The 20,344-nt window shown below is 70.9% G+C and carries 22 protein-coding genes and 1 pseudogene; 9 read left to right on the forward strand and 14 right to left on the reverse strand.

All coding sequences use genetic code 11. From position 1 onward, the window contains the following. Positions 1-80 precede the first annotated feature (80 nt). The 4 genes from AC5DRG_RS08350 to AC5DRG_RS08365 all read right to left on the reverse strand — a co-directional run bounded on the left by AC5DRG_RS08350 (position 81) and on the right by AC5DRG_RS08365 (position 2,934). A complete protein-coding gene (locus tag AC5DRG_RS08350; protein ID WP_491809347.1) occupies positions 81-842 on the reverse strand; it encodes an SDR family oxidoreductase in 762 nt (253 codons plus the stop codon). 27 nt (positions 843-869) lie between these two features. After that, positions 870-1,631, reverse strand: a complete 762-nt coding sequence (gene fabG / locus AC5DRG_RS08355) for a 3-oxoacyl-ACP reductase FabG (RefSeq protein ID WP_491809349.1) — start codon at positions 1,629-1,631, stop codon at positions 870-872. 125 nt (positions 1,632-1,756) lie between these two features. Further along, positions 1,757-2,173: a DUF3037 domain-containing protein gene (locus tag AC5DRG_RS08360; protein ID WP_491809351.1), complete on the reverse strand. Its 417-nt coding sequence runs from the start codon at positions 2,171-2,173 to the stop codon at positions 1,757-1,759. Beyond that, positions 2,170-2,934 carry a HipA family kinase gene (locus AC5DRG_RS08365; RefSeq protein ID WP_491809353.1) on the reverse strand — a complete coding sequence of 255 codons (765 nt, stop codon included), beginning with the start codon at positions 2,932-2,934 and terminating at the stop codon, positions 2,170-2,172. Before AC5DRG_RS08365 ends, AC5DRG_RS08360 begins: the two co-directional genes overlap by 4 nt. 143 nt (positions 2,935-3,077) lie before the next feature. Between AC5DRG_RS08365 and AC5DRG_RS08370 the strand changes: the two genes are divergently transcribed. Further along, positions 3,078-3,554: a Rieske (2Fe-2S) protein gene (locus tag AC5DRG_RS08370; protein WP_491809355.1), complete on the forward strand. Its 477-nt coding sequence runs from the start codon at positions 3,078-3,080 to the stop codon at positions 3,552-3,554. On the opposite strand, the gene AC5DRG_RS08375 is transcribed toward AC5DRG_RS08370, so the two are convergent. Further along, positions 3,541-4,191, reverse strand: coding sequence for a cysteine hydrolase family protein (locus tag AC5DRG_RS08375; RefSeq protein WP_491809357.1), 651 nt, complete (start codon positions 4,189-4,191; stop codon positions 3,541-3,543). The two genes, AC5DRG_RS08370 and AC5DRG_RS08375, sit on opposite strands and share 14 nt — an antisense overlap. 148 nt (positions 4,192-4,339) lie before the next feature. Here AC5DRG_RS08375 and AC5DRG_RS08380 point away from each other — a divergent pair, with 148 nt between their 5' ends. Further along, complete coding sequence (locus tag AC5DRG_RS08380; protein WP_491809359.1) at positions 4,340-4,807, forward strand: pyridoxamine 5'-phosphate oxidase family protein; 468 nt, start codon at positions 4,340-4,342, stop codon at positions 4,805-4,807. Between the two features lie 8 nt (positions 4,808-4,815). Here AC5DRG_RS08380 and AC5DRG_RS08385 read toward each other — a convergent pair whose 3' ends face one another. After that, positions 4,816-5,718, reverse strand: a complete 903-nt coding sequence (locus AC5DRG_RS08385; RefSeq protein ID WP_491809360.1) for a LysR family transcriptional regulator — start codon at positions 5,716-5,718, stop codon at positions 4,816-4,818. Between the two features lie 74 nt (positions 5,719-5,792). Between AC5DRG_RS08385 and AC5DRG_RS08390 the strand changes: the two genes are divergently transcribed. Continuing rightward, complete coding sequence (locus AC5DRG_RS08390; RefSeq protein ID WP_491809361.1) at positions 5,793-6,737, forward strand: DMT family transporter; 945 nt, start codon at positions 5,793-5,795, stop codon at positions 6,735-6,737. On the opposite strand, the gene AC5DRG_RS08395 is transcribed toward AC5DRG_RS08390, so the two are convergent. Beyond that, positions 6,734-8,065 carry an aminotransferase class I/II-fold pyridoxal phosphate-dependent enzyme gene (locus AC5DRG_RS08395; protein WP_491809362.1) on the reverse strand — a complete coding sequence of 444 codons (1,332 nt, stop codon included), beginning with the start codon at positions 8,063-8,065 and terminating at the stop codon, positions 6,734-6,736. The genes AC5DRG_RS08390 and AC5DRG_RS08395 overlap by 4 nt on opposite strands. A 35-nt stretch (positions 8,066-8,100) precedes the next feature. On the opposite strand from AC5DRG_RS08395, the gene AC5DRG_RS08400 reads away from it, so the two are divergent. Then, a complete protein-coding gene (locus AC5DRG_RS08400; RefSeq protein ID WP_491809363.1) occupies positions 8,101-8,784 on the forward strand; it encodes a pyridoxamine 5'-phosphate oxidase family protein in 684 nt (227 codons plus the stop codon). Positions 8,785-8,845: 61 nt separating this feature from the next. Here AC5DRG_RS08400 and AC5DRG_RS08405 read toward each other — a convergent pair whose 3' ends face one another. Next, positions 8,846-9,829, reverse strand: a complete 984-nt coding sequence (locus AC5DRG_RS08405) for an alpha/beta hydrolase (protein ID WP_491809364.1) — start codon at positions 9,827-9,829, stop codon at positions 8,846-8,848. A 141-nt stretch (positions 9,830-9,970) separates the two neighbouring features. Continuing rightward, positions 9,971-10,894 (reverse strand): SDR family oxidoreductase, encoded by a 924-nt coding sequence (locus AC5DRG_RS08410; RefSeq protein ID WP_491809365.1) that lies wholly within the window; start codon positions 10,892-10,894, stop codon positions 9,971-9,973. Positions 10,895-11,032: 138 nt separating this feature from the next. Between AC5DRG_RS08410 and AC5DRG_RS08415 the strand changes: the two genes are divergently transcribed. After that, the gene (locus AC5DRG_RS08415) at positions 11,033-11,653 is read left to right on the forward strand and encodes a TetR family transcriptional regulator (protein ID WP_491809366.1); all 621 of its coding nucleotides are present in this window, start codon (positions 11,033-11,035) and stop codon (positions 11,651-11,653) included. A 205-nt stretch (positions 11,654-11,858) separates the two neighbouring features. Further along, a pseudogene (locus AC5DRG_RS08420) lies at positions 11,859-11,981 on the forward strand (FMN-binding negative transcriptional regulator); the annotation flags it as partial. Positions 11,982-12,030: 49 nt separating this feature from the next. Here AC5DRG_RS08420 and AC5DRG_RS08425 read toward each other — a convergent pair. The 3 genes from AC5DRG_RS08425 to AC5DRG_RS08435 all read right to left on the reverse strand — a co-directional run bounded on the left by AC5DRG_RS08425 (position 12,031) and on the right by AC5DRG_RS08435 (position 15,015). Then, the gene (locus AC5DRG_RS08425; RefSeq protein ID WP_491809367.1) at positions 12,031-12,996 is read right to left on the reverse strand and encodes a DMT family transporter; all 966 of its coding nucleotides are present in this window, start codon (positions 12,994-12,996) and stop codon (positions 12,031-12,033) included. A 387-nt stretch (positions 12,997-13,383) separates the two neighbouring features. After that, positions 13,384-14,394 carry an EamA family transporter gene (locus AC5DRG_RS08430; protein WP_491809368.1) on the reverse strand — a complete coding sequence of 337 codons (1,011 nt, stop codon included), beginning with the start codon at positions 14,392-14,394 and terminating at the stop codon, positions 13,384-13,386. 93 nt (positions 14,395-14,487) lie between these two features. Beyond that, entirely contained in the window at positions 14,488-15,015 is a 528-nt protein-coding gene (locus AC5DRG_RS08435; RefSeq protein ID WP_491809369.1) for a peptidase, read from the reverse strand. Between the two features lie 368 nt (positions 15,016-15,383). Between AC5DRG_RS08435 and AC5DRG_RS08440 the strand changes: the two genes are divergently transcribed. After that, positions 15,384-15,812, forward strand: coding sequence for a type II toxin-antitoxin system Rv0910 family toxin (locus AC5DRG_RS08440; RefSeq protein ID WP_491809370.1), 429 nt, complete (start codon positions 15,384-15,386; stop codon positions 15,810-15,812). 60 nt (positions 15,813-15,872) lie between these two features. On the opposite strand, the gene AC5DRG_RS08445 is transcribed toward AC5DRG_RS08440, so the two are convergent. Further along, positions 15,873-16,505, reverse strand: a complete 633-nt coding sequence (locus AC5DRG_RS08445) for a PadR family transcriptional regulator (RefSeq protein WP_491809371.1) — start codon at positions 16,503-16,505, stop codon at positions 15,873-15,875. Between the two features lie 223 nt (positions 16,506-16,728). On the opposite strand from AC5DRG_RS08445, the gene AC5DRG_RS08450 reads away from it, so the two are divergent. Beyond that, a complete protein-coding gene (locus AC5DRG_RS08450) occupies positions 16,729-17,538 on the forward strand; it encodes a PhzF family phenazine biosynthesis protein (RefSeq protein ID WP_491809372.1) in 810 nt (269 codons plus the stop codon). Positions 17,539-17,585: 47 nt separating this feature from the next. Here the strand turns inward: AC5DRG_RS08450 and AC5DRG_RS08455 are convergent, their stop codons facing one another. Then, positions 17,586-18,386 (reverse strand): CPBP family intramembrane glutamic endopeptidase, encoded by an 801-nt coding sequence (locus AC5DRG_RS08455; RefSeq protein WP_491809373.1) that lies wholly within the window; start codon positions 18,384-18,386, stop codon positions 17,586-17,588. A gap of 184 nt (positions 18,387-18,570) precedes the next feature. On the opposite strand from AC5DRG_RS08455, the gene AC5DRG_RS08460 reads away from it, so the two are divergent. Further along, a complete protein-coding gene (locus AC5DRG_RS08460; RefSeq protein WP_491809374.1) occupies positions 18,571-20,343 on the forward strand; it encodes a substrate-binding and VWA domain-containing protein in 1,773 nt (590 codons plus the stop codon). Position 20,344: the final 1 nt, after the last annotated feature.

Here is a 20,344-nt window from a genome sequence, read left to right on the forward strand (position 1 = left end):
GGCCTTGTCGAGCCCCTGTGCGAGTTACGGTCGGACGCCGGTGCCATTCGGTGAAACAGGCACCGGCGCCCCGCGACCGGTCAGCCGACTCCGGCGTTCAGGAAGATGCCGCCGTCGATGACGAGGGTCTGGCCGGTGATCCAGTCGGACTGGTCCGAGGTGAGAAACGCGGCGGCGCCGCCGATGTCGGAGGGCACGCCGAGCCGGGCGAGCGGGTAGGACGCGGCGGCCTCCGCCTCCCGGCCCTCGTACAAGGCCTGCGCGAACTTGGTCTTCACGACCGCCGGAGCGATCGAGTTGACCCGCACCTTGGGCGCGAACTCGTGCGCCAGCTGCAGGCTCAGGTTGATCATCGCGGCCTTGCTGATGCCGTACGCGCCGATGAAGGGCGAGGCGGAAACACCGGCGACGGAGGCGATGTTGACGATCGCGCCGCCGTTGTCCTTCTGCCAGGCGTGCCAGGTCTTCTGGGCGAAGCCGAGCGCCGAGACCACGTTGGTCTCGAACACCTTGCGGGCGACGTTGAGGTCGAGGTCGGCGATCGCCCCGAACACCGGGTTGGTACCGGCGTTGTTGACCAGGTAGTCGACGCGGCCGAAGGCCTCCATGGTGCGCTCGACGGCGACGGCCTGGTGGGCCTCGTCGTGCGCCTTGCCGGCGACGCCGATGACGCGGTCGGCGCCGAGCGCCTCGACGGCCTCCTTGAGGGCGTCCTCGTTTCGGCCGGTGATGCAGACCCGGTCGCCGCGGGCGATGAGCGCCTCGGCGACGCCGTAGCCGATGCCGCGGCTGGCACCGGTGATCAGCGCGACCTTGCCGGAGAGTGCAGGCAGTTCAGTCATGTCCGTTTTCCCAGTGTCCCTAGGTCTCTAGTTCAGCGGTCCGCCGGCGACGTACAGCACCTGGCCGGAGACGAATCCGGCGGCCTCGCCGGTGAAGAAGGCGATGGCGTTGGCGATGTCGTCGGGGTTGCCCACGCGCTGGACCGGGATCTGGGTGGCGGCGGCCGCCTTGAAGTCCTCGAAGCCCATGCCGATGCGCTCGGCGGTGGCGGCGGTCATGTCGGTGGCGATGAAGCCGGGGGCGACGGCGTTCGCGGTGACGCCGAACTTGCCGAGCTCGAAGGCGAGGGTCTTGGTGAAGCCCTGGAGGCCGGCCTTGGCGGCGGAGTAGTTGACCTGGCCGCGGTTGCCGAGGGCGGAGGACGAGGACAGGTTGACGATCCGGCCGAACTTGGCGTCCACCATGTACTTCTGACAGGCCTTCGACATCAGGAAGGCGCCGCGCAGATGCACGTTCATGACGGTGTCCCAGTCGGACGCGCTCATCTTGAACAGCAGGTTGTCGCGGAGCACGCCCGCGTTGTTGACGAGGATCGTCGGGGCACCGAGCTCGCTCGCGATGCGCGCGACGGCGGCCTCGACCTGGGCCTCGTCCGAGACGTCGCAGCCGACCGCGAGCGCCTTGCCGCCGGCGGCGGTGATCTGCTCCACGGTGTCCTTGCAGGCGGCCTCGTCGAGGTCGATGACCGCGACGGCTCGCCCCTCGGCGGCCAGTCGTACGGCGGTGGCGGCGCCGATGCCGCGCGCACCGCCCGTGACTACCGCGACCCGCTGCTCAGTGGTGGACATTGCTGGTTCTCCTCGCCCTCGAGAAAGACGCCCATCTGGTGAGCGACCGCTTAGTACCTTCAGCAGACGTGACGCTAGAAGCCCTGGCACGCGGTGTCAACGTCACACGTGGCAGGTGTGATCGATTACCTCACCAGCAGTTCCAGCAACCGCTCCGCCTCCGCCTCCGGATCGACGGTGAGCCCGGTGTGCACCGGGCCGGGCTGGACGACCGTCGAGCGGGGCGCGATCAGCCAGCGGAAGCGCCGGCCCGCGTCGTCCCGCGCGGCCTGCCCCGCCGCGTCGCCGCCGGTGCACACGCCCTCGACGGCCCGCAGCGCGGCCCTGATCCCGGCCACGTCGGCCGCCGGGTCGAGGGCGAGCAGCCTGGTCTCGTCGAGGTGGGTGCGGGCGCCGACGTAGGACTGCGCGCGGCAGTAGACGAGCACCCCGGCGTTGATGCACTCGCCGCGCTCGACACGCGGTACGACGCGCAGCAGGGCGTACTCGAAGACGTCCCGGACGTTCGCCTCGCTGGGCCTGATGATGTGGCGCTCGTTCACTTGGCTCCCTCGATGCCGTCGACGCGCTCGTGGATGACGGCGGCCCGCGCGAGCAGGGGCCGCGCGTAGGCCCGGCGGAGGTCGTCCGGGGTGTCGAAGCCGGGTTCGCCGGTCAGCCACGTGTCGGGGATCTCGGCGGTGACCTCGGTGAGGAGTTCCTCGGTGACCAGCGGGGCCAGTTCGGCGGCGGCCTTCGCGACGTCCGGGGCGAAGTCGGCGAGCGCGTGGTCGGAGGCGTCGTAGGGGCGGGCCGCGGAGGTCTCGGCGCCAGGCCAGTTGTGGTGCCAGATCATCGTGGCGCCGTGGTCGATGAGCCACAGGTCACCTTGCCACATCAGCAGGTTGGGGTTGCGCCAGGAGCGGTCGACGTTGTTGACCAGCGCGTCGAACCAGACGATCCGGCCCGCCTCCTCGGCGCTCACCGTGAAGGCGAGGGGGTCGAAGCCGAGTGCGCCGGACAGGAAGTCCATGCCGAGATTGGTGCCGCCGCTGGACCTGAGCAGCTCCTGCACCTGTTGGTCGGGCTCGCCGAGCCCCAGCACCGGGTCGAGGTCGATCGTCACCAGGCGCGGCATCCGGAAACCCAGCCGCCGGGCGAGTTCACCGCACACGACCTCGGCGACCAGCGTCTTGCGGCCCTGTCCCGCGCCGGTGAACTTCAGGACGTACGTCCCGAAGTCGTCCCCCTCGACGAGCCCCGGCAGCGAGCCGCCCTCACGCAGCGGCGTGATGTAGCGGGTCGCGATGACTTCCTTGAGCATCGCCCCAGGTTACTGGGGCGTTGGCGGCCGGATGCGCACGCCGCCTGAACGGCGCGCGGACGGGGGCCGTATCTCCGCACAGAGCAAGAAACAGAGCATCAGGAAACACAGAGCATGAAGTCGTCTGCGGAAGGAACGCCAGCATGTCCAGCGCCTCGCTTCAGCCCTCCTCGGGACCGGCCCGTCGAACCGTCATGGCGGCAGCCGGCGCGGCGGGGCTCGCCGTCGCGCTGACCGCGTGCGGGTCGGGGGACGACTCGTCCGCTTCGGATTCCGCCGCTTCCGCCACTTCGGGCACCGAACAGGGTGACGCGGCCGACACCGGAGCCGCCGGCACCGCGATCGCGAAGACCTCGGACATCCCCGAGGGCGGCGGCAAGATCTTCAAGGACCAGGGTGTGGTGATCACCCAGCCCACGGCGGGCACGTTCAAGGCGTTCTCGTCCAAGTGCACGCACGCGGGCTGCGCGGTGACGGGCGTCGCCGGCGGCGTCATCACCTGCCCGTGCCACAACAGCGCGTTCTCGGTCACCGACGGCAGCGTGACGAAGGGCCCCGCCACCGAGGCCCTGCCCGCCGAGACGATCACCGTGAGCGGGGACTCGATCACGCTCGCGTGATCCGGCGAGGTCCCTTGAAACAGGCCAGCACCTCGTCCGTGGTCGCGACCGTGGCGACCAACGCGAGGGTGTTGCGGATCATCGCGGGGGTGTAGTCGGAGGGCACCCCCGCGATGGCGTCCCTGGGCACGACGGCGTGGTAGCCGCGGTTCACGGCGTCGAACACGGCATTGGGGATCGCCACGTTGGCGGAGACGCCGGTGACGATCAGGGTGCGGCAGCCCAGGTTGCGCAGCAAAGCGTCGACGTCGGTGCCCTGGATCGGCGACAGGCCGTGCAGCCGTCGTACGACGAAGTCCTCCTCGGTGACCTCGATCGGGGCGGCGACGCGTACCGCCGTGGTGCCGGACAGCTGCTGGACCGGGAGGCGTTCGGCGGCCCGGAACAGCCGGGCGTTGCGGTTCGCGCCCCGGCCGTCCGGGCGGCGCTCGGCGATCGCGTGGATCACCTGGACACCGCTCTCGTGCGCCGCGGCGACCAGCCGAGCGACATTGGCGAGCGCCCCCGACGAGCGTGCCTCCTTGGCGAGTTCGGGCAGCGCGCTGTCCGGTCCGACGACCCCCTGCTGGCACTCGACGGTGAGCAGCACGGTGGTCGCGGGGTCGAGGAGTTCACTGAGTTGTTCATACGACGGCATGGCTCTCCCTTGTCGTCGACCTTGTCGCCGGTGGCCCGGGCGGGCGAGAGTAGCGAGCATCGCGTGCGAACGGAAGGAGAACGAGGTTCTCCTGATGCTTCGTCAGATATGACTGTCCGCAGCTCACGCCGTAGTCGAAGGGGACCGCATGGCCGTCACTCAGCGCCGGGGCCGGAAGATCATGATGGCGCCCGCCGAACTGGACGAATTCCTCAGCACCCAGCGCACCTGCCGCGTCGCCACCGTCTCGGCGGACGGCGCTCCGCACGTCAGCCCGCTCTGGTTCGCGTGGGACGGCACCTCGTTGTGGCTCTACTCGATCACCCGCAGCAAGCGCTGGGCCGATCTGCGCCGCGATCCCCGGGTCGCGATCGTGGTCGACGCGGGCCATGGCTACGACGAGTTGCAGGGCGTCGAGCTGTCGGGCACCGTCGAGTTCGTCGGCGAGGTGCCGCGCAAGGGCGAGTCGAACCCCGAACTCGTCGATGTGGAGCGGCTGTTCGCGCAGAAGTACGCCGGCCTTGAGGAGTGGCCGCACGACGGCCGGCACGCGTGGGTGCGGCTGACGCCGACGACGATCGCGTCCTGGGACTTCCGCAAGCTGGTAACACCGTAGGGCGTGCGTCACCCCACCGCCTCGCCCGCCGCTCGCAGGGCCTGTACCGCCGCCCGGATCGACGGGCGGCGGTCGGCGTCCGCCCGCCAGACGACGTACACATGCCTGCGGACCCGCTGCCTGAGCGGGACGGTGACGACTCCTACGGGCATCGGACGGCGCCCCAGGAGGGGCGCGACGCACACCCCCAGCCCTGCCGCGACCAGGGCGAGCTGGGTGTGCGTCTCGGCGGCGCGATGGCTGAGGATCGGCTCGACGCCCTTGGAGCGCAGGGTGAACATCAGCCACTCGTGACAGAACTCGCCCTCGCCCCAGGTGATCCACTCGTCGTCGGCGAACTCCCCGAGGTCCACCTCGGTGCGGTCCGCGAGCCGATGCCCTGACGGCATCGCCACATCGGCCGGATCGTCCAGGATGGACGCCTTCACCAGCCCGTCGGGCAGTGGCATCGGCTTGTTGTACCAGTCGAGCACGACCGCCAGGTCGAGGTCCCCGCGCACCACCCCGGCGATGCCGGCCTCGGGCTCCAACTCGCAGGAGCGCACCCGCAACGCGGGATGTTCGCCGCGCAGGGCGGCGAGCGCGGTGGGGAACAGTCCGCGCGCGGCCGTGGGGAACGCCGACAACCGCAACTCGCCCACCACCTGCCCGCGTTGGGCCTCCAGGTCGGACTGGGCGAGCTCGACCTGCGACAGGATCCGCGCCGCGTGCTCGGCCAGCAGCCGGCCCGCGTCGGTGAGCCGCACGCCCCGGCCGTTCTTGGCGAGGAGCTGCTGGCCCACCTCCCGCTCCAGCTTGGACATCTGCTGGGAGACGGCCGAAGTCGTGACATGCAGCCCCTCGGCCGCGCCGCTGACCGACCCGTGGCGGGCCAGGGCGTCGAGGGTGCGCAGGCGCTCCAGATTCAACACGTAAGCAATACTACGAGATACCGAGCGCGAATTCTCGATTGTGCTACGAGATCAACTCGGCGATCGTTGCGTCCATGAGCACCGTCACCACCACCCGCACGCCGGCCGCCCGGGCCGCCCGCCGCCCCCGCCCCGTCCTCGACTGGCGCCTGCGCTTCGGCGCGCTGTCGCTGATCTGGGGTTTCAGCTTCCTGCTCATCAAGGTCGGCACCGACGGCTACGCGCCCTTCCAAGTCACGCTCGGGCGGCTGGTGTTCGGCACGGCGGTGCTGGCGGCCGCGCTGGCGGTGAAGCGGGAGCGTCTCCCGCACGGTGCGCGGACGTGGGGGCATCTGGCGGTCGCGGCGTTCCTCCTCAACGCACTCCCGTTCTCGCTCTTCTCCTACGCCGAGCTGACGATCCCGTCCACGCTCGCGGGCATCTGCAACGCGACCTCGCCGCTGTGGGGCATGGCCCTGTCCCTGGTCGCCCTCTCCGAGGACCGTCCGACCCGGGTGCGGGTGGCCGGCCTCGGCCTCGGCTTCCTGGGCGTGCTGACCGTGTTGGGCGCCTGGCAGGGCTTCCACGGCGTCGACGCGAAGGGCACGGCGATGGCCCTGCTGGCCTCGCTGTGCTACCCGATCGGCTGGATCTACGTCCGTCGCACTCTCGCCGGCGCCGGCCACTCGCATCTGTCCATGGCGGGCGCCCAGTTGCTGCTGGCGACGGTCCAACTGGCCGTCGTCACCCCGCTGTTCACCACGTTCCCGACCCGCTTCCCGGTCCTCCCCCTGCTGGCGATCGCCGCGCTGGGGACACTGGGCACCGGCCTGGCCATGCTCATCCAGTACGGCCTGGTGGCCGAAGTCGGGCCGACCACGGCCCAGATGGTCACCTACTTCATCCCGGTCATCGCCACGGCGGCCGGCGTCGCGATCCTCGGCGAGTCGCTGACCTGGTCGACGCCGGTCGGGGCGGTGATCGTGCTGGCGGGCGCGGCGCTCACGCAGGCCAGGGCGAAGGAACGGGCGAACGCCTAGACGTAGTTCCGGGCCGACGTCGGGTCGAGTGCGGAGGCAACTGCGTCCGCCAACTGCTCGGCCTCCCGCACCGTGAGCTGTGAGACGGTGATCCGGATGCCGGGCGGGGCGCTCATCCGGAAGCGGGCGCCGGGTGCGACGGCCCAGCCGGCGTGCAGGAGTTGGGCCACGGCGCCGGTCTCGTCGGGCACGGGAATCCAGACGTTCATGCCGCTGCGGCCGTGCGCCTCGACACCCCGCTCGGCCAGCGCGCGGAGCAGCGCGTCACGCCGCTCGCCGTATGTTCCGGCCACTTTCCGTGCGTCCACAGAACCGTCCGCCCACAGCCGCACCACGGCCCGTTGCAGCAGCCGGCTGACCCAGCCGGGCCCCAGCCGCTGCCGCCCGCGGACCCGGTCGACGGTGGCCGCGTCCCCGGTGAGCACGGCGAGGCGCAGGTCGGGGCCGTACGCCTTGGCGACCGACCGCACGAAGGCCCAGCCGCGCGTGGCGCCCGCGAGGGGGTGCAGGGGCAGGTCGACGATGCGGTGGCCGTGGTCGTCCTCGATGAGCAGGGTCTCGGGGTGCTCGTGGAGCACGGAACGCAGGTCACGCGCGCGTGCGGCGCTCACCGCGGCACCGGTCGGGTTCTGCGCCCGGCACGTGACGATCAGGGCGCGGGCACCGGACTCCAGGGCCCGCCGCACATCGCCGACGACCGGCCCTTCATCGTCGACGCCCACCGGGACCGTGCGCAGCCCGAGCGCCGGAACCAGGTCGAGGAGGCTGCCCCAGCCGGGATCCTCGACGGCGACCGCGTCCCCGGGCTTGAGGTGCACGGCGAGGACGCGCTCGATGGCGTCGAGTGATCCGGAGGTGACGACGACCGGCCCCTCGGGCACACCGTCGGTCGCCAGGTCGGCGCGCGCAATCCGCGCCAACTCCGGCTCGACTGGCGCCTCCCCGTAGAACACGGGGTCCCGGTCACCCGCCTCGCCCGCCGCCGCGAACGCCGCCGCGAGCGAGGGCAGCAGGGCCGGATCGGGGTTGCCCTTGGCCACGTCCCGCACACCGTCCGCCACCTCGACGCGGATGAACTCGCGCCCGGTGGTGACGGGCTTCGGCCGGATACGGCTGCCCCGGCGCCCGGCGGTCTCGATGACCCCCCGCTCGCGCAGGATGCGGTACGCGGCCGCGACGGTGTTGGGATTCACGCCCAGCTCGACGGCCAACTCCCGCATCGGCGGCAACAGTTGCCCGGGCTCCAGCGCACCGGCACCCACCGCACGCTCGACGCTCGCGGAAATGTCTGCTGCGCGTCGCCCTTCGATCCGATATTCTTCTAGCACAAAGCCAAGTATGCACTAGTGCAATGGAGAGCGCAATGCAGGGGACCCAGCAGACGACGACGCCACCCGCCGCCTACACCCCGACCGACCGCACCGTCCCCACGCGCGCCGCGCAGAAGGCCTCGTACGACAAGGAGCTGGTGCACTCGATACTCGACGAGGGGTACGTCTGCCATCTCGGCTTTGTGCGTGACGGCGCCCCGGTCGTGCTGCCCACGCTCTACGGCCGGGTCGGCGAGGTCCTCTATGTGCACGGCTCGACGGGCTCGCGCCCGCTGCGGATGACGGGCCAGGCGGACCCCGGTCTCCCGGTGTGCCTGACGGTGACGCACGTCGACGCGCTGATCCTGGCCCGCTCGGCCTTCCACCACTCCATCAACTACCGGTCCGTGGTCGTGCACGGCATCGCCCACCAGGTGACGGACCCCGAGGAGAAGCGAACGGCCCTGGACGCGCTGGTCGACCAGGTCGTGGCGGGCCGCTCGCTCGACTCCCGGCCCGCCGACAAGAAGGAACTCGCGGCCACTTCGGTGATCCGCCTCGACCTCGACGAGCTCTCGGCGAAGGTCCGCACGGGCGGCGCGAACGACGAGCCCGAGGACCTCGCCCTCCCCCACTGGGCCGGCGTGGTCCCGCTGCGCAAGGGCTACGACACCCCCGTCGACAACGCCGACCTGGCCCCGGGCATCGCGGTCCCCGACTACCTGACGGCCCTGTGATGCTGATCCACCCCTGGGACGCGGCCCACGACGACTCCAACCGCGACCGGGCCGCGAACGCTCAGGGCTGATGGGCGCTGAACTGGCGACGCAGGTATCCGAACCAGGCGTGGAAGTACGCGGCGCTCAACGCGGCTTCGGGAGCGAAGAGTTCCCAGGCGTGATAGGCGCCGGGGTACAGGTGCAGTTCGACGGGGACGCCGCTGGCCTGGAGCCGCGTCGCATAGCTCAGGTCCTCGTCGCGGAAGACGTCGAGTTCGGCGACTGCCATGAAGGTCGGCGGCAGCCCGGTGAGTTCCGTCGCGCGGGCGGGTGCGCAGTACGGCGGCACGTCGTCGGTGCCTGCGCGGTCTCCGAGGATCGAGGTCCAGGCCAGGAGGTTGGTCGCGCGGTCCCAGATGCCGATGTCGGTGATCTCGTGGCTCGAAGCGGTGGTGTTGCGGTCGTCGAGCATCGGGTAGCTCAGCGCCTGGAAGAGCGGCGCCGGCTCGCCCTGGTCGCGGATCATGAGCGCGGTGGCGGCGGCGATGCCCCCGCCGCCGCTTTGTCCGGCCAGGGCGATGCGGTTGTCGTCGATGCCGAGCGCGGCTGCCTCGCTACGAAGCCAGCGGTAGGCGAGCAGTCCGTCCTCGGCGGCGGCCGGGGCGGGAGCCTCCGGCGCGAGCCGGTAGTCGACTGAGGCGGCTATGCAGCCGACCTCCAGGCACAGGCGCTTGAGGTTGGGATCGTCTTGGGCCGCGTACCCGAGGACCTGCCCGCCGCCGTGGAACCAGAGCAGTACCGGAAGGGGCCCGGCTTCCGCGGTGGGCCGCAGCAGCCGGATGGAGAGGGTGGATCCGTCCGGGCGGGGCACCTCGACCTGTTCGACCGACACGGACGGCTCATCCGGTACCTGAGCCGCGATCGCCTCGGCGAAAGCGCGGACACCGGCTCGCGTGCCCTCCAGGTCGCTGAGATCGAACACCCCCGCCGGCGTCATCGGCACCGCCTTCAGGGCCTCGGCCAGTTCGGGATCGATCCGCTCACGTGCGTCTTTGATGTTCATGTCGTTCGTCTCCTTGCGCTGCGATGTGGCACGGCGGCGTGCACAGCAGCCGGTCGCCTGGGTGTGATGGTCGTGAGGACCGGTTCGGCCGCGCCGCCTGGTTGCGGCGCGGGGAACGGGCGGGATGGAGATGGGGCGGGTTCAGGGTGTGGTGGTGTCCGGGGTGTCGAAGTAGTGGCCCTGGCCGAGGTCGTCGATGAGGCTGGGCTGGACGGGTTTCCAGCCGAGGAGGTCCTGGGTCAGCGTGCTCGAGGACGGGTTGTCGGCCTGGGCGTGGGCGCTGAGGAAGCCGAAGTGGGCTTCGGCCTGGGTCGGCGGGATGCTGACCACGGGCAGGTTCAGCCCGCGGCCGATGGCCTCGGTGATCTGGCGGAAGGTGATGCCCTGGTCGTCGACGGCGTGCAGCCGTGATCCGGCCGGTGCGGATTCCAGCGCCAGCCGGTACAGGCGTGCCGCGTCGAGGGTGTGCACGGCGGGCCAGCGGTTGGTCCCGTCGCCGACGTAGGCGGCGACGCCCTTGGAGCGGGCGATGGAGATGAAGGTCGGGATGAAGCCGTTGTGGTCGAGCGTGCTGTGCACGGTCGGGGTGAGCCGGACGACGGACGAGCGGATGCCGCGTTGTGCGAGTGCGATCACCGCGTTCTCGGCGTCGATGCGCGGCCCCGCCTGGAGGGCGTCGGTCTCGGTGAGGGTGTCCTGCAGTCCTGCGAAGGCGAACAGTGCGGTTCCCGAGGTGGTCACCAGGGGCTTGCCGGTGCCGGCGAGCGCGTTTCCGAGTGCGTCGATGGCGCGCAGATCGGCTGCGACGGCGCCGTCGAAGTCGCCGGCGAACATGGCGTCGTGCTTGAAGGCCAGGTGGATGACGCCGTCGGCCGCGGCGGCGGCCGCGGCCAGGCCCTCGAGGTCGTCGAGGTCGCCTCGGTGTACCTGGGCGCCGGCGGCCGTCAACGCGGCGGCGGACTTGTCCGAGCGGGCCAGGCCGCCGACCTGGTGTCCGGCTGCGAGGAGTTCGGGGACGACGGCGGAGCCGAGGTGTCCGGAGGCTCCGGTGATGAATACGCGCATGGTGCGCCCTTCCTGCTGCGGGTTCCCCGCCGGGGGCGGAGAGCCCTGATGTCAGTTCGTGACATCACCGTAGCACCGATGTCAGACTCTGTCATCACTCTGATGTCAGCTTCTGTCATCGCGGTGTAGGATCGGGGCATGAGCCGATGGAAACCCGACGCACGAGGCCGCCTGGAGAAGGCGGCGCTGGAGCTCTACAACCACCAGGGCTTCGACGCCACCACCGTCGCGGAGATCGCCACCCGCGCCGGCGTCACCGAACGGACCTTCTACCGGCACTTCGCCGACAAACGGGAAGTCCTCTTCCCCAGCGCCAACCCCCTCCCCGACATCCTCGCGGAGGCCACGGCCACCGCCCCCGCCTCGCTCCCGCCGCTCGAGGTGATCACCCACGCCCTGACCGAAGCCACTCCCGTCTTCGAAGAACGCGAGGACCTGGCACGACAGCGCCACGCCGTCATCGCCGCCAACTCCGAACTCCAGGAACGCGAACTGGCCAAACTCGCCGCACTCGCCGCCACGCTCACCCACGCGCTGCGCGAACGCGGCCTGGAGACCACCACCGCGGCACTCGCGGCCGAAATCGGGATCGCCGCGTTCAAGGTCGCCTACGAACGCTGGGTCAACGACCCCGACCAGCACACCCTCGCCCAGCGCATCCGGGAAACCCTGGATGCCGCCAGGCACCTCACCGCACCTGCCGAACATGTCGCCGCGACCGACGACGTGAGCTTCACAGGCCAGGAGGGAGCGGCATGAATGCGGGGCAACCCTGAGCAAAGGGCGCACGGGCTATTTCCGTTCCGCCGCTCCCGAGGGCCTCACACACCCACCACATCCGCCGTGACGGGTTACTCAGTACTCGTCCGACTCGATCGACGTGCCGTTGCAACGATGGTGTTGGCGCCGCAGCACCAAGCACCATGACCCCGAACCCGGGCCCGCTGGTCCGCGGACCTCTGACTTGGTGCAGAGAAGGCTGGCCTCTCACGACTTCGGGCAGCTCGCCGTCAACGGCCCGCCCGGCGAGCCCCCGTTCCTACAGCCCCTGCACTTCGCCTACGACGCCGAGCGCGGCGAGGCCATGAGGGGCGGGCCCTTCGTGAAGCGAGGACGAAGAAGGACCCGCCCCCTCGTCACACGAGGACCGGTTCCTCCTTCCCTTCCCCCTCCCCTGCCCGCGCACCGCGCGCCTCAGCCCCCGCGAGGCCCGCGACCGAGCCGAGCATCAGGGCCGTACCGACGCAGGTCGCAGCGGTGAGCCGCTCACCGAGCAGGGAGACGGCCAGGATCGCCGCGCCCACCGGCTCAAGGAGCATGATCACGGACACCGTGGCCGACCGGACCACGGCCGCGCCCGCGAAGTAGAGGGCGTATGCGAGTGCCGTGGGGATCGCCGCGAGGTAGGCCAGCAGCAAGACCACCCGGACGGGTTCGGCGGTGTGCGGCAGCAGGCCCTCGGCCAGGGCGAAGGGCAGCAGGCACAGGCTTGTGACCGCGAACGTCCACACGGTCGTACCGGACGCGTCGGCCCCGCCGTTCTTCCCGAACCACCGGGTGACCAGCGTCATCGCGGAAATGCCGGCCGCCGACGCGAGCGCCAGCAGTACACCGGAGGGACGTACGGTCGCCTCGCCGCCGCCCAGCACCAGCACGGCCAGTCCGGCGAGCGCCCCGGCCACCGCGGTGACGCCGCCGCGGCCGAGCCGCTCGCCCATGGTCAGCCGTGCGCCGAGCGCGATGAGTACGGGACCGGCGCCGAGGGTGACGACCGTGGCGACGGCGAGTCCGGTGGACGTGACGGCCGCGAAGTACGCCGCCTGGAACAGCGCGAGCCCGACGCCGTTGACGACGACTCGTAGCGCCCTGCGGCCAAGGGGTTCGGACGCGGTGCCGGCCGGCACGCGCGGGCGCAGGAGGTGGACGGCGAGGAGCAGCACGAAGCCGCCCGCGCAACGCCAGAAGGAAAGGGCGATGGGCCCCATGTCACCGGCCCGGAAGACCAGGGAGCCGGCCGCGTCGCCGGTACCCCAGGCGGTACCGGCGACGATCAGGTAGAGGAGGCCTCGCCCGGTGGGCAGGCCTGAAGCAGCATTCGACACGAGTTCTCTCCGCAGTCGCGCGGCGGCTGAGGAGAAGGCAGCGGCCGCGCGGAGGTTCGGGACAGGACCCCGGATCGGTCACGGGGTCCATGGACTCGTCTGCGGGCAGCGCTGTTCCGCCCGGCGACCAGGGCCTGTCTGCCAATTCCCGTCGTCCGCCCGGAGGGCGGGCCGGGCGGCGTCAGGTGCGTGCTCTCGGTGTGCCGGGCGCAGGCCCTCGTACTGGTTGTACGTGGGTCTGTGCCCGGTGCGGCGAGAGTACGTGCATGGCGTCGCGCGGCAGACGGGAATTGGCAGACAGGCCCTTGCCGGGCGTGATTTTGCAGGGGCCCGCCTCAGACTGTCGGCGGGGAGAAGATGCGTGCGCTCGAATGCATGGTCACGAACCTAGGCGGCCGTGCTGTGGGACGGCAACTGCCTTTCCGTGCCCCCGCCGTTGTCGCCGTCGCCGCTCGCGACCGGAGTCTGCGACGCCTTCGCGGGCGCCGACGACTGGGCGATGAACGCGCCCACGAGGACGATCGCCCCGCCGACGATCTGCGGCGCGGAGAGGTGCTCGCCGAGCAGCACCCAGGCCAGCACGGTCGCGATGACCGCCTCCAGGCACGCCACTACGCCCGCGACCTGCGGGGAGAGCCGGCGCACCGAGAGCACGCCGGTGACGTACGCGACGACCGTGGCGACGAGCACGATCCAGGCCAGCAGCAGGGCGGCCGCGACCGGAGTGCCGTCCATGTGCGCGGTGCCCGCGAGCACCGACCAGTCCATGCTCCAGGGGCGGGCGACGACGGTGAGGACGACGGCGCCGACGAGGAGGCCGTACGCGATGACGCCGAGCGGATCCGGTGCCTCGTCGCCCGCCTCGCTGCCCTGGTCGGACAGGACGAAGTAGCCGACCTGGCAGCAGGCGGCGCCGAGCGCGAGCAGGAGCCCGACGGCGTCGAAGCTCAGGCCGGACCAGACCTCGACGACACAGGCCAGCCCGCCGACCGCGAGGACGACGCCGAGGGCCGCGGCCCGCGTCACCGGCCTGCGCTGCACGAAGCGCACCCAGCCCAGGACCAGCGCGGGCGCGAAGTACTCGACGAGCAGGGCGACCCCGACCGGGATCCTGGAGATCGAGGCGAAGTAGAAGGCCTGGACGCCGGCCACGCCGAGCAGGCCGAATCCGACGAGCAGCGCGGGGCGGTGGCGTACCAGCGCGCGGTGCCGTACGGCGAGCGGCAGCATCACGAGGGCGGCGCCGGCGACGCGCAGCCACACCACGTGGAGCGGATCGAGTCCCGCCTCTATCAGCGGCTTGGCCGCGACACCGGATCCGCCGAAGGCAACGGCCGAGCCGAACGCGAGACCGAGCCCGACACCCTTGCCACGGCTTCCCTGACTGCTCTCTGACATACGCACCGGCACATGATGCCAGGCGATGACATGAGCGTCATCCCCGATGGCACCTGTCTCGCCGGCTGGACCGTCCGTCCCCGCCGGTGTGTCCTACCCCGCGGGCTGTCCGATCTCGATGCGGGCGAGCAGTTCGCACGCGTCGATCCCGGCGCGGGCGAGCACCTCGACGGCGCGCGCCTGCGGGTCCACGACGATGGCCGCCAGCAGGTCGACACAGCGGGCCGCTTCGTCACCCCGCCCTTCGGACCGCGCGCAGGCGTACTCCAGCGCACCCGTGGCCAGCGGCGACCAGCCCTCGACCCCCGTCACGACGGGTACGGCACCGGAGTCCTCGACGGTGCCCTGCCAGCGCAGCCCGTAGCCGATGCTGCGCTGCACCAGATAGCCAAGCAGCCGGGCGACCTGCGGAGCTCCGTCGAACAAGTCACGGATCTCGGGGTCGGACTCCAGCAGCGAGTGCAGCAGATGGGCCGTGTCGATCTGCCGGTCCCCGTCCCGCAGCGCCCTCCTGCGGGCACCGGCGACCACCGCTGCCAGCTCCGCACTGAGCCTGGCATCGTTGTCCACACGGTGGCTGCCCTGCTCGCCGGCCGACTGCCTTGGGATACGGGGTTGCACATCCCCTACCCCATCAGCCCCTCGGCATCCGGTCATCCCCGGAGGGAAGCATCTTCGCGTCCCACACAGAGTGGACCCGAACGGCCGGAATCTCCTCCTTGGGGATGACATCACGCCCTTTCACCTGCGGGGGCGTGCGCCGCCTTGTTTCGCGCCCCCGGCGCAACCACGCCGTTACGTGTACCGGGTGTACGCCCCGGAGGACACGCTGCTCGCCGACCTGTTCTGGCTGAGGACGCCGAGGTGACGCCTCATCTGACCCCACCCTCCGGAACGCACACAATTCCTGACGGTTCATCAGTATTGAATGTTCAGGGCCCTGCGGCTACGTTCCGCGACACCGTAGCCCGACACGAAGAGGTGGTCGCATGGCCGAAGTGAGCGCGGAGGCACGTATCGAGGCACCCGCGGAGAAGGTGTGGACCCAGCTCACGGACTGGTCCGCGTACGGCGAGTGGAACGCGACCCACACCGACTTCCCCAAGGGCGGCCCCGAGACCCTCGAAGTGGGCGCGACCTTCCAGGAGAACATGAAGCTGATGGGCTTCCCGGCGGAGGTCGAGTGGACCGTCGAGGAGTTGGAGCCGGCCCGGGTACTGGCGATCCGCGGCAAGGGCCCGATGGCGGTGTCGGTCGCCACGCGCTACACCCTGACGCCCGACGGGGACGCGACGACGGTCCGTATCGACGGCGAGTTCACGGGCGCCGCGGTCTCGCTCATGGCGGGCAAGCTCAAGGACTCGGGCACGGCGGCACTGAACGAGTCGCTACGGAAGCTGAACGGGCTGGTGACCTGAACGCCCCACCACGCATGACGGCGCCCCCCGGATCACTCCGCGGGGCGCCGTCGCCGTTCGTCAGTCCTCGTTGGCGAGGATCAGGTACAGCTTCTTGCGGGCCTCGTTGATGACGCTCAGCGCCTTCTCGCGCTGCTCCTTGCTGCCGGTCTTCCAGACCTGGCCGAAGGCCTCCATCAGACCGAAGCCGGCCTGCCGGATCTCACTGAGAGCCTCCCAGTCGACCCCGCGCCCGGCCTCTTCCCAAGGCGCGTCAGGGCCCTCGTCGGCCGCGGTGCGGCCGGCCTCGGTGAGGGAGAACAGCTTCTTGCCGCCCTCGCTCGCGCTGACGATCAGGCCCTCGTCCTCCAGCAACTGAAGGGTGGGGTAGACCGAGCCGGGGCTGGGCTTCCACGCCCCGCCGCTGCGCTCGGCGATCTCCTGGATCATCTCGTAGCCGTGCATCGGCCGGTCCTTGAGGAGGGCCAGGATCGACGCACGTACGTCACCTCGCCGCGCCCTTCCCCTTGGTCCGCCGCGGCCTCGTCCGCCCCAGGGGCCGGGACCGAAGCCCGGGCCACCCGGACCACCGGGACCGAAACCAGGGCCACCCGGCCCGAAGGGCCCGAAGGCCGCACGCTCTCCGCCGAAGCCGCCCCGACCGCGCCGGTGGCCGCCTTCTCCATGTCCACGCTCGTATCCGTGGGTACGCATCGCAATCACTCCATTCCATCGTTGATCTGTCGCGATGCGTCAACGATATATCGGAACCGATCGAATGGCAAGCCCCTCCGAGCTGGGATTCCAGGCAGCAGGAGAACGCAACCGCGCCTCAGCACCTCGCGGCCATCCCCGTGGATGTCACCGCCCGGAATCGGTCCAGCAGCCGCGAATTGGCCTTGGCCCGGCTCCCCTTCAGGCCCCTAGCGTCGGCGCCATGCGTATTCGAATCGTCGACGCCTTCACCGACCGCCCCTTCGCCGGCAACCCGGCCGGTGTACTGCTGCTCGACTCCTTCCCGGGGGACGACTGGCTCCAGAAGGTGGCGATGGAGGTCAATCACGCAGAGACGGCGTTCGCCCACCGGCTGCCCGCGGGCGGTGACGCCGACTGGGCGCTGCGCTGGTTCACCCCGGCCGCCGAGGTCGCGATGTGCGGCCACGCGACGCTCGCCACGGCCCACGTCCTGCACACCACCGGCGTCCACGGGGGCCCGGTACGGTTCGCGACCCGCAGCGGCGTTCTCGTCGCGACGCCGCGCGAGGACGGCTCGATCACCCTGGACTTCCCCACGGCCCCGCTCACGCCGGTCGACCTACCGGAGGGCCTCGTCGACGACCTGGGCGCCGAGCCCGTGTCGGTCCTCGACACCGGTCCGAACGTCGGCGACCTGCTGCTGGAGCTCGCCGACGAGAAGACCGTCCACGCTCTCGCGCCGGACCACAAGGCCCTGGCCGCCCACTCCACGAGAGGCGTCATCGCCACCGCCCGCGCCGAGGACCCGGACCGCGGCTACGACTTCGTCTCCCGCTGCTTCTTCCCGAACGTCGGAATCGACGAGGACCCCGTCACCGGCAGCGCCCACACCGCCCTGGCCCCCTTCTGGTCCGAGCGCCTCGGCCGCGCCGCCCTCACCGGCCTCCAGGCCTCACCCCGCTCCGGCCGCGTCGCCACCGAGCTGCGCGGCGACCGCGTACTCCTCACCGGGCGCGCGGTCACCGTGATCGACGGCGAGCTGAACGCCTGACACGACAAAGAGGGCGTACGACAGCCTCGTACGCCCTCCAGAACCGGTCACGCGGTCGGCAGCCAGTCCACCTTCCCGGCGAGCAGCGCGTAGCCCACGAAGGCCCCGATGTCGAGCAGGGAATGCGCCACCACCAGGGGACCCACCCGGCCCCAGCGGCGGTACAGGTAGACGAAGACGACGCCCATCACCATGTTGCCGATGAAGCCGCCGATGCCCTGGTAGAGGTGGTACGAGCCGCGCAGTACGGAACTGGCCACCAACGCCGTCCCCGGGGTCCAGCCCAACTGGCCGAGCCTGCGCAGCAAGTAGCCGACGACGATCACCTCTTCGAGGATCGCGTTCTGCATCGCCGACATGATCAGCACCGGGTACTTCCACCACACCTCGGGCAGCGCCTCGGGCACCACCGTGAGGTTGAAGCCCAGACCGCGTGCCGCCAGGTAGAAGGCGATTCCGAAGCTGCCGATCACCGCGGCGATCGCGGCCCCGCGGCCGAGGTCGGGCCAGGGGCGGGTGCGGTCGAAGCCGAGGGTGCGCAGGCTCTCGCGCTCACGCAACAGGAAGTGCGCGACGAGCAGGACGGGCACCAGGGACGAGGCGATCCCGAAGAGCTGCCAGGCGAGATCCAGCCACGGACGGCCCGGTGCGGCCGAGGCGTTGAGGGTCGCGGCCTGATCCTTGAGGCCGCCCGGTTTGGTGACCGATCCGACAAAACTGATCAGGGCAGACACACCGCTCGCACCGAGCGAAAGCCCCAGAACGAGCAGCGTCTCGTCACGGAGAATCCGCCGCGAGGGCCGCTCCTGCGGAAAAGAATCAGCCACCGCGCCAGCCTCCACCTGCACTCCTGCCTCCAGTTGAGTAATCCCGCCCCACGCCCATCTTCGCCCCGCTAGTGTCTCGAAAGAAGTTACGAAGATCGTGCGAAAGGCCGTTGGGGGGACGGGCACCGTACGGGGCGTACCTCCCCCTTTGCCTGCCATACGGCCCATTCCGGCACGAGGCTCATCAGGGAGGGACACCACCGTCATGGGACGTCACAGCTTGCCCGAACAGTACGGGGCTGGCGCCAGCGACCCCCGTCCACGCGCGCGCCGCCGAACGGTGGCCATCGCGACGCTGCTCGTTCTCACCGTCGCGGCCGGCACGGCGGTCGCCGTCCAGAGCGGGCTGCTCTCCTTCGGCGCCTCCTGCCGGGACAACCCGGTGCGGCTGAAGCTCGCCGCCTCCCCGGACATGGCTCCGGCCCTGAAGTCCGCCGCGACCCGGGCGCGCGAGGCGGAGATCACCTCCGACGGGCGCTGCGTCGACATCACCGTGACCGCGCGGGAGTCGTACAAGGTCGCCGACGCGCTCGGCGCGGGCAAGCAGTCCGACGTGCAGGTGTGGGTGCCCGACTCGGACATATGGGTGCAGCGGATCACCGCGGACAGCAAGGCGACCCAGGTCACCCCTTCGGGCAACGTCGCCGCGACCCCGATCGGGGTCGCGATGGTGTCGGCGGCCGCGAAGTCGCTGGGGTGGCCGAAGAAGACGTACACCTGGATGGAACTAGCCGGCGCCACCATGCAGGACGAGTCACTCAAGCTCGGCGCGGCCGACCCGGCGCGCAGTGCGACCGGGCTGCTCGCGCTCACCCAGCTCGGCACGGCCGCCGCCGGGGTCAAGGGCGGCGCCGTCCAGGCCGCGGCGATGATGAAGACCCTCTCGCAGCGCACGTCGGACAGCGACACCCAGGTGCTCGACACGCTGCCCCGCGACTCCTCGGGCACCGAGCAGGGCAACCCGAAGCGCAACCAGGCGCTGATCCTCACCGAGCAGGCGGCGTTCGCGCACAACGCCTCGGCCGGCGACGGCACCAGCGTGGACCTCTTCTACCCCACGGACGGTTCGCCCCGCCTCGACTACCCGTACACGCTGGTCGACCCGTCGGAGCTGACGACCGACCAGAGCCGGGCCGCCCTGCGGTTCATGACGTATCTGCGGCAGCCGGAGCAGCGCCGGATCCTGGAGAAGCACGGTTTCCGCACCGACGCGGACGAGGTCGCGCAGACGCTGGTCGAACAGGCCGGCGGCAGCAGTCCGCAGCCGTACGCGGCCACCGCGGCCCGGCCCCCCGAGGAGACCGCGGTCCAGGAGGCCCTCGGCACCTGGACGATCACCGTGCAGAGCGCCCGGATCACCACGGTCGTCGACGCCTCCGCGTCCATGTCGGAACCGGTGCCGGGCACGGGCCAGACGCGGATGGACGTCACCAAGGCCTCGCTGCTCCAGGCGCTCGCCACCTTCACGCCCGAGGACGAGATCGGCCTGTGGAAGTTCTCCACGAAGCTGGACGGCGACAAGGACTACCAGATCCTGGTGGAGACCGAGCGGCTCGGCGACCGCAGCGGCGACGGCACGCAACGGGACGCGCTGTCGGCGGCGTTCAGCGGCCTGGAGCCGGTTCCGGGCGGCTCCACCGGGCTGTACGACACCACGCTCGCCGCCTACAAGGCGGCCGCGTCCTCCTACGCCAAGGGGAAGTTCAACGCGCTCGTCATCCTGACCGACGGCGTGAACCAGGACCCGGGCAGCATCTCGCGCGGCGCTCTCATCACCGAGTTGCAGAAGCTCGTCGACCCCGAGCGTCCGGTCCCCCTCATCATGATCGCCGTGGGTCCGGACGCCGACCGGGAGGAGGCCGAGCAGATCGCCAAGGCGACCGGCGGCTCGGGCCACGAGGTCAGTGACCCCGCGCAGATCCACTCGGTGATCCTCAAGGCCATCGTGGCGGCGGGCGCGAGGAGCAGCCAGGGCTGAG

This window comes from Streptomyces sp. JLBG701, from assembly GCF_058544905.1.